This is a genomic window from Nocardia sp. NPDC057663 (genome assembly GCF_042799895.1).
Classification (GTDB): Bacteria; Actinomycetota; Actinomycetes; order Mycobacteriales; family Mycobacteriaceae; genus Nocardia.
In genome coordinates, this window is record NZ_JBHVHX010000009.1 from 175455 (window position 1) to 187551 (window position 12097).

Consider the following 12097-nt stretch of genomic DNA (forward strand, 5'->3'; position numbering starts at 1 on the left):
GAGCTCCAATCATGGTCTACTCAGCTGATCTCGACATCCGCGTCACCGACACTTCCCTGCGTGACGGCTCCCACCACAAGCGCCACCAGTTCACCGCGACCGAGGTCCGTGACATCGTCGCCGCGCTCGACGGCGCCGGTGTGCCGGTCATCGAAGTCACCCACGGTGACGGCCTCGGCGGTTCCTCGTTCAACTACGGATTCTCCAAAACCCCGGAGCAGGAACTGATCAAGGCGGCCGCGGAGACGGCGAAGAACGCCAAGATCGCCTTCCTCATGCTGCCGGGAGTCGGCATCAAGGAAGACATCACGATCGCGCAGGACAACGGGGCGGCGATCTGCCGCGTCGCCACGCACTGCACCGAAGCCGACGTGTCCGTGCAGCACTTCACGGCGGCCCGCGAGCTCGGCCTGGAAACGGTCGGCTTCCTGATGATGTCGCACACCCAGCCGCCGGAGGTCCTGGCCAAGCAGGCCCGCATCATGGCCGACGCCGGCTGCCAGTGCGTCTATGTCGTCGATTCTGCGGGTGCCCTTGTCCTGGAACAGGTCTCGGACCGGGTGTCCGCGCTCGTCGCCGAGCTCGGCAACGACGCGCAGGTCGGTTTCCACGGCCACGAGAATCTCGGCCTGGCCGTGGCCAATTCGGTGTACGCGGTCCGCGCGGGCGCCACCCAGATCGACGGCTCGGCCCGCCGATTCGGTGCGGGCGCGGGCAATCTCCCGGTCGAGGCGTTCATCGGCGTCTGCGACAAGCTCGGTATCAAGACCGGCGTCGACTTCTTCGCCGTCACCGACGCCGCCGAGGACGTCGTCCGCCCCGCCATGCCGTCGGAATGCCTCCTGGACCGCCAAGCCCTGATGATGGGCTACGCGGGCGTCTACTCCAGCTTCCTGCGCCACGCCGAACGCCAAGCCGAACGCTACAACGTCTCCGCCGCCGAACTCCTCGTCCGCGCGGGTCGCCGCAAGCTCATCGGCGGCCAGGAGGACCAGCTCGTCGACATCGCCCTGGAACTCCAGCGCGAGGCGTCGGTCAGCGCGTGATCGGGTCGCCGCGTGGGGGCTCCCACGCGGCGAGCGGTCAGCGGTGGTGCATCGACTCCTCGTTGTCGTAGCCGAGGGTGACATCGTGGGTGATCTCGCCGCGGGTCACCGACACCTGGCTGGCGACCGGCGGATAGCCGCGGGCGACCACGGTGTACTCGCCTTCCGGGAGGTCGGGGACCAGATACTGCCCCTTCTCGTCGGTGCGGGTGGTGGCCGCCGGGTCGCCGCCCGCGTCGAGAACGGTGATCTGGACATCGGCGACGGGGCGGTCACCGTCGACCCAGGCCGAGCCGACCAGGATGGCCATCGGCTCGAGATAGATGTCGTGGTGCAGCGAGCCCGTCTCCGGCACGGTCAGCGCGACCGCGGACGGGCGCATATGGTCGGCGACCGCGACCAGCGTGTACGTCCCGCTCACGACATCGCGGCACACGTACACGCCGTCCTCCCCGGTGATGGCCGCCCCGACGACGTCACCTTCGGGATCGGTGAGGGTCACGGTCGCGCCGAACAGCGGTTCGCCGCGCCGCGCCGATCGCACGGTGCCGGTGAGTTCGCCCGCCCCGGTGAGCATCAGGTCGACATGCAGCGCCCGCTCCCCCATCGAGACGCTCACCGCCTCGGGCTGATGGCCCGCCGCGGCGGCGATCAGGACATAGTTCCCCGGCTGCGGCGCCGCGATGACATAGGCGCCGTCGGCGTCGCCGTTGCCGCGCGCCACCTGATGACCGTGCTGGTCGATCAGGGTGAGGATCGCCGCGGGCACCGGGCGGGCGTCGTCGCGGCGCAGCAGCCCCGCGATCACCCGGCCGGTCGCGGCGGTCCGCAGGTGATCGACCATCTCGTGCGCGTCGTGCAGGCTCACGTCCCGCAGCAGCGTGCCGTCGGAGCCCTCCTCGGGCGCCGGATCCTCGCGCAGCGGAATCTCTTTCATGAACACCAGCACCAGGCAGGCCACGATCGCGAGATCGGCGGCGAGCAGGAACACACCCTGCATCGCGTCGGTGAAGCCCGCCAGGATCGGCATCCGCAACTCGTCGGGTAGCGCGGCGATCCCGGAGGTGTCCCGTTGCAGCGCGTCCAGACCCGCGGCGTCGAGACCGGCGGGCAGGCTGCCGCCGAACGCGGACAGGATCGATCCGGGCAGCCGATCGAACAGGACGGTGAGGAACACCGCCACGCCCAGAGTGCCGCCCAGCTGCCGGAAGAAGGTCGCCGAGGCGGTCGAGACCCCCATCTCGGTGCTGGGCACGGCGTTCTGCGCGGCGATGATCAGCGTCTGCATGCAGCCACCGAGGCCGAAGCCCATGATCGCGCTGTACGCCAGCGGCTGCCACAGCGGGCCGTCGTAGCCGACGTGGGCGAACAGGGCGCAGCCGATCGCCAGGATCAGGGCGCCGAGGACCGGCAGCACCTTGTACCGTCCGCTCGCCTTGGTGATCAGGCCCGACAGTTGCGCGCCGACCATGATGCCCAGCACCAGCGGCAGCATGAGCAGCCCCGCCTCGGTCGGCGAGAAACCACGCACGACCTGCAAATACTGCGGAACCATGGTGATCGCGCCGAACATTGAGACACCGACAAGGAAGCCGCCGAGGATGGCGATGCTGAAGGTCGAACTGCGGAACAACCGCAACGGGATCAGCGCCGCGTCCTTCATGAAGAACTCGACGACGAGGAACAGCAGCAGCCCACCCGCGCCGATTCCGTAGCAGAGCAACGACTTCGGTGAGGTCCAGCCCCACACCCGGCCTTGCTCGGCCACGATCAGCAACGGCACCACGCCGACGACGAGGGTGAGCGCGCCGAACCAGTCGATCCGGCTGCGCCTGCGGGTGTGCCCCACATTCAGCACCCGCGCGACGACCAGGAACGCCAGCACCCCGACCGGCACGTTCACCAGGAACACCCAGCGCCAGCCCTCGATCCCGCCGAGGCTCTCGTACTCGGACAGGAACCCGCCGACCACCGGGCCCAGCACCGTCGCGATGCCGAACACCATGAGGAAATACCCCTGGTAGCGGACCCGCTCGCGGACGGGCACGATATCGCCGACGATGGTGAACGCCAGTGACATCAATCCGCCCGCGCCGAGGCCCTGGAACGCGCGGCAGGCGGCCAGCTGATACATCGTGGTCGCGAAGCAGCAGGCGGCCGAGCCGATGACGAACAGGGCGATCGCCAGCAGATAGAACGGTTTGCGCCCGTAGATGTCGGCCAGCTTGCCGTAGAGCGGCGTGGTGACGGTGGCGGTGATCAGATAGGCCGTTGTCGCCCACGCCTGTTCGTCGAAGCCGTCGAGACTGTTCGCGATCCGCACGATCGCGACGCTGACGATGTTCTGGTCGAGCGCGGCGAGGAACACCCCGAGTAGCAGGCCGGACAGAATCGTGAGTGTCTGGCGGTGCGTGAGGCGTGGTTCGGCAACGACGGTATCGGTCATGGAAAAGCCCTGGTTCTGATCGGCTGGCAAGTGGGGGTCGATCATGCGGCCCACACGAGGGCCGACAACCCCGCTGCGAGGAAAACTTTGCGCCGCGGGTGGAACTCTTCATGCACTGGTGCGCCGAGCTTACCCACGTCGAATCCGCCGCCGTCAACGAGGGATCAAGTGACCGTTCATTTCGCACCGAATCGATAGGCTGCGGCGATCAGAACTGCCAGTTCGCCGATCGCGCGCTTCGGCCACGGAATGCACCACGACCAGGTGATTCCAGCGCGAGCGGCCGACCTGATTCACCCGATACACCGGTGGTCGCGCTATTTCCGCATCGATCGCGAGCATGATTTCCGGCGGTGCCTTCCGGATTCCGGCCGCTGATGTTGTAGAGCGATACCTACGCGAACTTGCGCGCGACGCCGAAGGTGATCTGCGATGCCACCGACAGTTCCGCCGGACCGTTGCTCGCGATCAATTCCCGCAGCGCGGTGAAGATCTCGAGAGAATGCGGTGTGCCCGCGAAGAAGCTCGCGATCGCGTCCTCGACGGAATCGCTCATCGCCCGGCGACCGCGCTCGGTGTGGTGAGCCGTTCGGCCAAGGCGCACAACGTCTCCGAACATCCCGCGTCGATCCGCACGGCCGCCAGTTCGTCGCCGCGGGTGCCGCCGCGGTTGACGATCACCACCGGCGCACCGTTTTTCGCGGCGCGCCGCACGAAGCGCAGGCCCGACATCACCGTCAGCGACGACCCGGCGACGAGCAGCGCCTGCGCGTCGTCGACCAGGTCGAAGGCCGCGGCCACCCGGTCGGCGGGCACGGATTCGCCGAAGTAGACGATGTCGGGTTTGAGCATGCCGCCGCAGGTCGCGCAGTCGAGCATCCGGAAACGGGCGGTGTCGGTCACCACCGCGTCCGCGTCGGGGGCGACTTCGATGCCGGTCACCGCTGAAACATGTTCTGCGAACCCGGGATTCGCGCCTTCCAGTCGCTCTGCCAGCGTCATACGGGAGATCATCGTGGGGCATCGCAGGCAACACACCCGCGCGTAGGTGCCGTGCAGGTCGATCACGCGACGCGCGCCCGCCTTGGTGTGCAGGAGGTCCACGTTCTGGGTGATCACGCCGGAGACCACCCCGGCGCGTTCCAGCTCGGCGACGGCCCGGTGTCCCCGATTCGGGCGCGCGGCGTCCATCCGTCGCCAGCCCAGGTGGTTGCGGGCCCAGTAGCGCTGCCGGAACTCGGCGTCGCCGACGAACTGCTGGTAGGTCATCGGGTTGCGCGGCGGCGAATCCGGGCCGCGGTAGTCGGGGATGCCGCTGTCGGTGCTCAGGCCCGCTCCGGAGATCACCACGAGCCGGCGCCCGGCCAGCAGGTCGGCCGCGCGCTCCACCGCGGCCGCGGTGTCGTCCGGGGTGGGATCCACCATGAATCCACTGTACGAGCGGCCGTGGGAACGGCGGGTGGCCGGGTCGCGGCGGCGAACACGCCGGACCGAGTTGCGTGTCGCGCAGGTCGGGCGACATGATGGCTCATCTGCCCGGCAGCACGCGCAGCGTGCGAGATCGACCGTCAGAGGAAACCTGTGTCCGACAACGACGAGTACGGCCGCGCCGCGCTCAATGCCGCGGTCGACGGGACCATCGTCGCCGTCCGCCGGATGTTCTACGTCCTGGGCGACGACATCGACCGCACCGAGGGCCCGATCGAATTCACCTTCCACAACGGATCGACGCTGCTGCTCGATGCGGGCGTCGACGGTGCGGAACTGCGAATCGGCGCGGCACCGTGGCGTGATCCGTTCGAACCGCTGGTCGACCCGGTGAACATCGAATATGTCGCCATCTCCGGCAAATACACCGCGTTCGACGTCACCGACGAGCCGCCCTACGACGCGCTCGCGGGCCGCCGGGTCGACGCGGTCTCGGTCGTGCCGCTCCCCGACGGCAGGCCGCAGGCCGCCACGCTGTACCTCGGCGAGGGCATGGTGAAAGCGGAATCCATCGCCGACGAACTGATCGTGACCCTGGTTCCGGCATGAGTTCTTCGGCTCTGGATCGACTACGCGGGCTGTTCCGTCGTCGTGTCGCCGCGCACCCGGCGTTCGCGACGACACCGCTGCGCCCGGAATTCGGCGGCGAACACCTGCCGGGGAACGGGGTCTGGGGCGACAGCCACGTCGCCTATCTCGGCGCGACCGACCGCGCGCGATTCCGCCTGCACGCGCGCGACGGACTCCTGTACACCGCCGACGGGACTCTGTTCGACACCACCGAGGCGAGCACCCTGTGGTCCCCTACCGGCGGTCGCGCGATCTTCGTCATGGATGCCGACGGGATCATCTACAGCTCACCCCGGCACCTGCTGGGCCGATTCCACCATTCCAGTTTCCTGGCCGGCGGCCCGGTCGCCGCCGCGGGCGAGTTGGTGGCGCGCGACGGGCGGATCGTAATGGTCTCCGATCACAGCACGCACTATCGCCCGGCTCCTCGATTCACCAACCAGATCCTGGATAGCCTTCGCGCACAAGGCATTCCGACCGACGCCGTCTCCGTCGAGTTCCATTTCGCCGAGCAGACCGGGACCTAGGGCCTTGTCGAAGCCCGCCCGACTGTCGTCCCGACTTCGACCGATCGGCGGGATGGTGAACGTTCAGCGCACGGGGTGACACGGTGCGCCGCTACCCGCGTGGGGGTGCCGCTCGAGGCAGCATGGGGCGCGGCGGAGTGGGTGAACCGGGTGGCAGGGAAGGTGTGTGGGCGGGTGCGTGCAGCGGTGCCGGGGCAGGTCAGGTGGCGGGCGGGATGGGGCGTGGCGGCGGGGTTGTTCGTCGCCGTATTCGTGCTGGTTCCCGCGACATTCGCCGTGCAGGACGCGTGGGAGGTGCCGGTACCGCAGGCGATCGCGTTCGCGGAGATCGAGCCGATCCAGACCTCGTACTGGCTGAGCTGGGCGCTGACCCTGGCCGCACTGCTGACTCCGACCCTGCTGCTGGCGCTACTGCCCGCGGCCCGGATGATCGCGCTCGGCTATCTGCTCACCACCACCGCCACCGGGTTCGTACTGTGCGCGACCACCGTGGGCCTGACGTTCAGCGGCCTCGATCCGGCGTGACCTGGGTCAGGGCGAACTCCTCGGACAGGTTGTCGATGACCGAGCCGTGGATCTGCCGGTGCTCGTTGGCCAGCGCGGTGGTAGTGCAGATACCGAAAGCGCCCTCGGCGTCGTAGAGGACCGCCGCGCCCGCGGCGATGCCGTCGTCGCTGAGATGCGATTCCGCCTCGATGCCCATCTCGAGCCCGATCGGCATGCGCGAGAAGGTGATCGAGACGTCGGTGTTGATGAACCCGATGCCCTCGGTGCCCCAGTTGGTGACCAGGCTGGTCTGTTCCCCGGCCATGGCGGCGAAGCAGAACGGGGAGGACGCCTCGCCCGCGACCACGGGAATATTGCGCACCCATTTGCGCTTCCTGGCGTCGTTCTGGTGCTCGGTCATCTTCACCGACCACCCGTTGCCGTCGCTGCCGAACAGGTGCATCGCCTCGTCGACGGTGGCGAGCGCGTCGCGCGGCGGCAGCGGCCGTTCCCGCTCGGGCCGCCACACCTCCCCCGGCGGCTGGGTCGACCGCTTCAGCAGCAGCGCGCTGCCCCGCGCGACGGGCTCACCACCGGAACGCAGCACGATCGCCACCGAACGGACCCGCTTGCCGTCGCGGACCAGTTCGCTGTCGACGGTCAGCGGCACCGCGGGCACCGCCCGGTGCAGGTCGACGGTCAGCCGGGCGGGCGCGAACCCGTCGGCGCAGTAGCGCGCCTCGACTTCGCGGGCGATCAGCCCGCACACCGGCGGGCCGGACAGCGTGCTCGGGGCCCACAGGCTCATGGAGAACCGGGTGGGCTGGAAAACGCCGTCGTCCTGCGTGAAGTACGCCGGAGAAGTGCTCATTGCGACTCTCTTCTGCCCTGCGGCCGGCACCTCCGTGCCGTGGTGCGCCCACGCACCACGATCAGAGTAGAACGCGTTCTAGTTTTCCGGCAAGTCGGGCAGCTCAGGCGCGTTGCGTACCGCCGCGCAGCGGAATGTAGGCGTCGATGGCCGCGCCGCTGATCTGCCTGCGCTCGTTGGCGACCGCCGACACGGTGCACACCCCGAATTCGCCGTCCGCGTCGTAGAGCACGGCCGAGCCCGCGGCGATGCCGTCGTGGCTGAGGTGATTGCCGGCTTCGATGCCCATCTCCGGGCCGATCGGCAACCGGGCGAAGGTGATCGAGACATCGGTGTTGATGAAGCCGATCCCCTCGGTGCCCCAGTTCGTCACCAGGCTGGCCTGCTCGCCCGCCATGGCGGCGAAGACGAACGGCGACCCGGCTTCCCCGGCCACCACCGGGATGCCGCGCACCCACTTGCGTTTGCGGGTGTCGTTCTCGTGGCGGGAGATCTCGACGGACCAGCCGTCACCGGACCCGTCACTGTCGAACAGGTGCACGGTGGGCGCGACCGAGGCCAGCAGTTCCGCCGGCGGCAGCGGTGGCTGCCGCACCTCGCGCCACACCTCCCCTGGCGGCTGCGCCGACCGTTTCAGCAGCACCGCCGAGGCCCGCGCGACGACCTGGCCGTCGGCGCGCAGCACCGCCTGTGCCGCGCGGACCCGGTTGCCGTCGCGGGTCAGCTCGCTGTCCACGGTCAGCGGGACCGCGGGCACCGGCTGGTGCAGGTCGACGGTGAACCGGGCGGGCACGAATTCGCTGGTGCGGTACCGGTTCTCGATCTCGCGGGCGAGCAGTCCGCACACCGGCGGGCCGGACAGGATCCCGTCGGCCCACAGGCTCCGGCCCCACGACGTCGGCGTGTACACCTCGTCGTCGCGCCGGAAATAGGCGGCGGGCTGCTCGCTGCTCACTCCAGCTCGCCCTCGGTTTCGAGGTAGACCTGCCGCAGCTTGTCCAGCGTCTCGGGCTCCGGGTGCTCCCACAGCTTGCGCTCGGCGGCCTCGAGCAGACGCTCGGCGATGCCGTGCAGCGCCCACGGGTTGGACTGCTCCATGAACTTGCGGTTCACGTCGTCGAAAACGTAGCTCTCGCTGAGCTTCTCGTACATCCAGTCGGCGACCACATTGGTGGTGGCGTCGTAGCCGAACAGGTAGTCGACGGTGGCCGCCATCTCGAAGGCGCCCTTGTACCCGTGGCGGCGCATCGCCTCGAGCCAGCGCGGGTTCACCACGCGGGCACGGAACACGCGGGCGGTCTCCTCCGAGAGCGTGCGGGTGCGCACGGCGTCGGGGCGGGTGGAGTCGCCGATGTAGGCCTCGGGGTTCTTGCCGGTCAGCGCGCGCACGGTGGCGACCATGCCGCCGTGGTACTGGAAGTAGTCGTCGGAGTCGGCGATGTCGTGTTCGCGGGTGTCGGTGTTCTTGGCCGCCACCGCGATCCGCTGGTAGGCGGTGCGCATGTCGTCGGCGGCGGGGGCGCCGTCGAGGTCGCGACCGTAGGCGTAGCCGCCCCAGGTGGTGTACACCTGCGCGAGGTCGTCGTCGGTGCGCCAGCTCTTGGAGTCGATGAGCTGCAGCAGGCCCGCACCGTAGGTGCCCGGCTTGGAACCGAAGATGCGGGTGGTGGCGCGGCGGGCGTCGCCGTGCTCGGCCAGGTCCGACTGGGCGTGCGCGCGAATGTAATTCGACTCGGCGGGCTCATCGAGCTCGGCGACGAGCCGGACGGCGTCGTCGAGCAGGGCGAGCACGTGCGGGAAGGCGTCGCGGAAGAAGCCGGAGATGCGCACGGTGACATCGATGCGCGGGCGGGCGAGTTCGTCGAGGGGGATCACCGCCAGGGAGGTGACGCGGCGGCTGGCCTCGTCCCACACCGGCCGCACACCCAGCAGCGCGAAGACCTCGGCGATGTCGTCACCGGAGGTCCGCATGGCCGAGGTGCCCCACACCGACAGGCCCACCGACTTCGGGTACTCGCCGTGGTCGGCGAGGTAGCGCGCCAGCAGCGACTCCGCCATGGCCTGCCCGGTCTCCCACGCCAGTCGCGACGGGACGGCCTTGGGGTCGACGGAGTAGAAGTTGCGGCCGGTGGGCAGCACATTGATCAGGCCGCGCAGCGGGGAACCGCTGGGGCCCGCGGGGATGAAACCGCCGTTGAGGGCGTGCAGGACGCGGGCGATCTCGATGCTGGTCTCGCGCAGTCGGGGCACGACCTCGGTCGCGGCGAACCGCAGGATCGTGGCGACCTTGTCCAGTCGCTCGGCATCGCGGTTTCCGTCACCCGGTGCGGCGGGGTGCCCGTCGAGGATCGCGGTTTCGAAGTCGGCGACCAGTCGCTCGACCGCGTCGACGGCCCAGTCCGCTGCCTGCAGTGCCGCCAGCAGTTCGCGGGCGCGGCCCTCGACCACGTCCACCCGCTCGCGGGCTTCGTCACCAGCTTCGCTGAGCCCCAGCGCTTCACGCAGGCCGGGCACGTTCTGCTCGCCGCCCCAGAGCTGGCGGGCGCGCAGCATGGCCAGCACCAGGTCGAGTTCCATCTCGCCCTCGGGAGCCTGGCCGAGGATGTGCAGGCCGTCGCGGATCTGCACGTCCTTGATCTCGCACAGCCAGCCGTCGACGTGCAGCAGCATGTCGTCGAAGACGTCTTCCTCGGGGCGTTCGGCCAGGCCGAGGTCGTGGTCCATCTTCGCGGCACGCATCAGCGTCCAGATCTGCTGGCGGATGGCGGGCAGTTTCGCCGGGTCGAGCGCGGAGATGTTGGCGTGCTCGTCGAGCAACTGCTCGAGGCGCGAGATGTCGCCGTAGGTCTCGGCCCGTGCCATCGGCGGGATCAGGTGGTCGACCAGGGTGGCGTGCGCGCGGCGCTTGGCCTGGGTGCCCTCGCCCGGGTCGTTGACCAGGAACGGGTAGATCAGCGGCAGGTCGGCGAGCGCGGCGTCGGTGCCGCAGGAGGCCGACATGCCGAGGGTCTTGCCGGGCAGCCATTCCAGGTTGCCGTGCTTGCCGAGGTGCACCATCGCGTCGGCGCCGAAACCGTCGGGCGCGGACAGCCAGCGGTAGGCGGCCAGGTAGTGGTGGCTGGGCGGCAGGTCGGGGTCGTGATAGATGGCGACGGGATTCTCGCCGAACCCGCGGGGCGGCTGGACCATCAACACCACATTGCCGAAACGCAGTGCGGCGATGACGATCTCGCCCTTCGGGTCGGCCGACCGGTCGACATACAGTTCGCCCGGCGGCGGACCCCACGCCTCGACCACGGCTTCGCGCAGATCCTCGGGCAGCGACTCGAACCAGCGGGTGTAGGTGGCGGCGCCGATGCGGATCGGGTTGCCCTCCAGCTGTTCTGCGGTGAGCCAGTCCGGATCCTGGCCGCCCGCGGCGATCAGGGCGTGGATCAGGGCGTCACCGTCACGTTCCACAAGGCCGGGGATCTCCCCGAGATCGCCGAGATCGTAACCGGCGGTGTGCAATTCGGTGAGCAGGCGGATCGCGCTGGCCGGGGTGTCGAGGCCGACCGCGTTGCCGATGCGGGCGTGCTTGGTCGGGTAGGCCGAGAGCATGATCGCGATCCGCTTGTCGGCGGCGGGGATGTGGCGCAGGCGGGCGTGGCGCACGGCGATGCCCGCGACCCGGGCGGCGCGTTCCGGATCGGGAACGTAGGTCGACAGGCCGTCGGCGTCGAATTCCTTGAACGAGAACGGGACCGTGATGATGCGGCCGTCGAACTCCGGCACCGCGACCTGCGTGGCGACGTCGAGCGGCGAGAGGCCGTCGTCGTTGGCCTCCCACTGCGCGCGACCGCTGGTCAGGCACAGGCCCTGCAGGATCGGCACGTCGAGGGCGGCCAGCGCGGCCACGTCCCATGCCTCGTCGTCGCCGCCGGCCGAGGCGGTGGCCGGCTTGCTGCCGCCTGCCGCGAGGACCGTCACGACGAGGGCGTCGGCGCGGCCGAGCAGGGCGAGCAGTTCCGGCTCCGCGGTCCGCAGCGAGGCGCAGTAGACGGGCAGGGCGCGGGCGCCCTTGGCCTCGATCGCGGTGCACAGTGCGTCGATGTAGCCGGTGTTGCCCGCGAGGTGCTGGGCCCGGTAGTAGACGACGGCGACGGTCGGGGCGTGCGGTTCGAGGATGCGGGCGGGGCGATCGAGCTCACCCCAGGTCGGCAGTTCCACCGCCGGTTCGAAGCCGTGGCCGGTGAGCAGGACCGTGTCGGAGAGGAAGTTGTGCAGCTCGCGCAGGTTGTCCGCGCCGCCCGCGGCGAGGTAGTTGTGCGCGTCGGCCGCGACGCCCACCGGGACGGTCGAGCACTCCATCAGTTCCGCGTCGGGAGCGATCTCGCCGCCGAGCGCCACCATCGGTACCCCACTGGCCCGCACCACGTCCAGGCCATCTTCCCAGGCGCGCTTGCCGCCGAGGATTCGCACGATCACCAGATCGGCGCCGTCGAGCAACTCCGGCAGATCCTCGACCAGCAACCGGGCAGGATTCCCCCACCGGTAGTCGGCGCCGCTCGCGCGCGCGCTGAGCAGATCGGTGTCGGAGGTGGACAGCAGCAGGATCACAGGGTGTGGCCTTCCTCGGGTGACGCGCCCAACGGGATGCGGTGCGGTGCTCGCCGGAGAGGGT

The 12097-nt window shown here is 69.6% G+C and carries 10 protein-coding genes; 4 read left to right on the forward strand and 6 right to left on the reverse strand.

The features are described 5' to 3' along the window. The first annotated feature begins 11 nt into the window (after positions 1 to 11). Positions 12 to 1046: a 4-hydroxy-2-oxovalerate aldolase gene (dmpG, locus tag ACFVAV_RS20940; RefSeq protein WP_379036670.1), complete on the forward strand. Its 1035-nt coding sequence runs from the start codon at positions 12 to 14 to the stop codon at positions 1044 to 1046. 37 nt (positions 1047 to 1083) lie between these two features. Here the strand turns inward: dmpG and ACFVAV_RS20945 are convergent, their stop codons facing one another. The 3 genes from ACFVAV_RS20945 to ACFVAV_RS20955 all read right to left on the reverse strand — a co-directional run bounded on the left by ACFVAV_RS20945 (position 1084) and on the right by ACFVAV_RS20955 (position 4917). Further along, positions 1084 to 3492: an MFS transporter gene (locus tag ACFVAV_RS20945; protein WP_379036672.1), complete on the reverse strand. Its 2409-nt coding sequence runs from the start codon at positions 3490 to 3492 to the stop codon at positions 1084 to 1086. 394 nt (positions 3493 to 3886) lie between these two features. Then, positions 3887 to 4048: a hypothetical protein gene (locus ACFVAV_RS20950; RefSeq protein WP_379036675.1), complete on the reverse strand. Its 162-nt coding sequence runs from the start codon at positions 4046 to 4048 to the stop codon at positions 3887 to 3889. Next, entirely contained in the window at positions 4045 to 4917 is an 873-nt protein-coding gene (locus ACFVAV_RS20955) for a Sir2 family NAD-dependent protein deacetylase (RefSeq protein ID WP_379036676.1), read from the reverse strand. Before ACFVAV_RS20955 ends, ACFVAV_RS20950 begins: the two co-directional genes overlap by 4 nt. 156 nt (positions 4918 to 5073) lie before the next feature. On the opposite strand from ACFVAV_RS20955, the gene ACFVAV_RS20960 reads away from it, so the two are divergent. The 3 genes from ACFVAV_RS20960 to ACFVAV_RS20970 all read left to right on the forward strand — a co-directional run bounded on the left by ACFVAV_RS20960 (position 5074) and on the right by ACFVAV_RS20970 (position 6602). Further along, positions 5074 to 5529 carry a hypothetical protein gene (locus ACFVAV_RS20960; protein ID WP_379036677.1) on the forward strand — a complete coding sequence of 152 codons (456 nt, stop codon included), beginning with the start codon at positions 5074 to 5076 and terminating at the stop codon, positions 5527 to 5529. Continuing rightward, entirely contained in the window at positions 5526 to 6077 is a 552-nt protein-coding gene (locus ACFVAV_RS20965) for a hypothetical protein (RefSeq protein ID WP_379036678.1), read from the forward strand. The genes ACFVAV_RS20960 and ACFVAV_RS20965 overlap by 4 nt, the downstream gene beginning before the upstream one ends. A gap of 174 nt (positions 6078 to 6251) precedes the next feature. Next, positions 6252 to 6602 carry a hypothetical protein gene (locus tag ACFVAV_RS20970; protein ID WP_379036679.1) on the forward strand — a complete coding sequence of 117 codons (351 nt, stop codon included), beginning with the start codon at positions 6252 to 6254 and terminating at the stop codon, positions 6600 to 6602. Here ACFVAV_RS20970 and ACFVAV_RS20975 read toward each other — a convergent pair. The 3 genes from ACFVAV_RS20975 to cobN all read right to left on the reverse strand — a co-directional run bounded on the left by ACFVAV_RS20975 (position 6580) and on the right by cobN (position 12033). Continuing rightward, on the reverse strand, positions 6580 to 7434 hold the full coding sequence (locus tag ACFVAV_RS20975; RefSeq protein WP_379036680.1) for an acyl-CoA thioesterase domain-containing protein: 855 nt from the start codon (positions 7432 to 7434) through the stop codon (positions 6580 to 6582). The genes ACFVAV_RS20970 and ACFVAV_RS20975 overlap by 23 nt on opposite strands. Before the next feature lie 103 nt (positions 7435 to 7537). Continuing rightward, positions 7538 to 8389, reverse strand: a complete 852-nt coding sequence (locus ACFVAV_RS20980; protein WP_379036681.1) for an acyl-CoA thioesterase domain-containing protein — start codon at positions 8387 to 8389, stop codon at positions 7538 to 7540. Next, the gene (gene cobN, locus ACFVAV_RS20985) at positions 8386 to 12033 is read right to left on the reverse strand and encodes a cobaltochelatase subunit CobN (protein WP_379036682.1); all 3648 of its coding nucleotides are present in this window, start codon (positions 12031 to 12033) and stop codon (positions 8386 to 8388) included. Before cobN ends, ACFVAV_RS20980 begins: the two co-directional genes overlap by 4 nt. Between the last annotated feature and the right edge of the window lie 64 nt (positions 12034 to 12097).

Coding starts and splice junctions, on each gene's coding strand:
- dmpG (WP_379036670.1), top strand. CDS start 12: ATGGTCTACTCAGCTGATCTCGACATCCGCGTCACCGACACTTCCCTG.
- ACFVAV_RS20945 (WP_379036672.1), bottom strand. CDS start 3,492: ATGACCGATACCGTCGTTGCCGAACCACGCCTCACGCACCGCCAGACA.
- ACFVAV_RS20950 (WP_379036675.1), bottom strand. CDS start 4,048: ATGAGCGATTCCGTCGAGGACGCGATCGCGAGCTTCTTCGCGGGCACA.
- ACFVAV_RS20955 (WP_379036676.1), bottom strand. CDS start 4,917: ATGGTGGATCCCACCCCGGACGACACCGCGGCCGCGGTGGAGCGCGCG.
- ACFVAV_RS20965 (WP_379036678.1), top strand. CDS start 5,526: ATGAGTTCTTCGGCTCTGGATCGACTACGCGGGCTGTTCCGTCGTCGT.
- ACFVAV_RS20975 (WP_379036680.1), bottom strand. CDS start 7,434: ATGAGCACTTCTCCGGCGTACTTCACGCAGGACGACGGCGTTTTCCAG.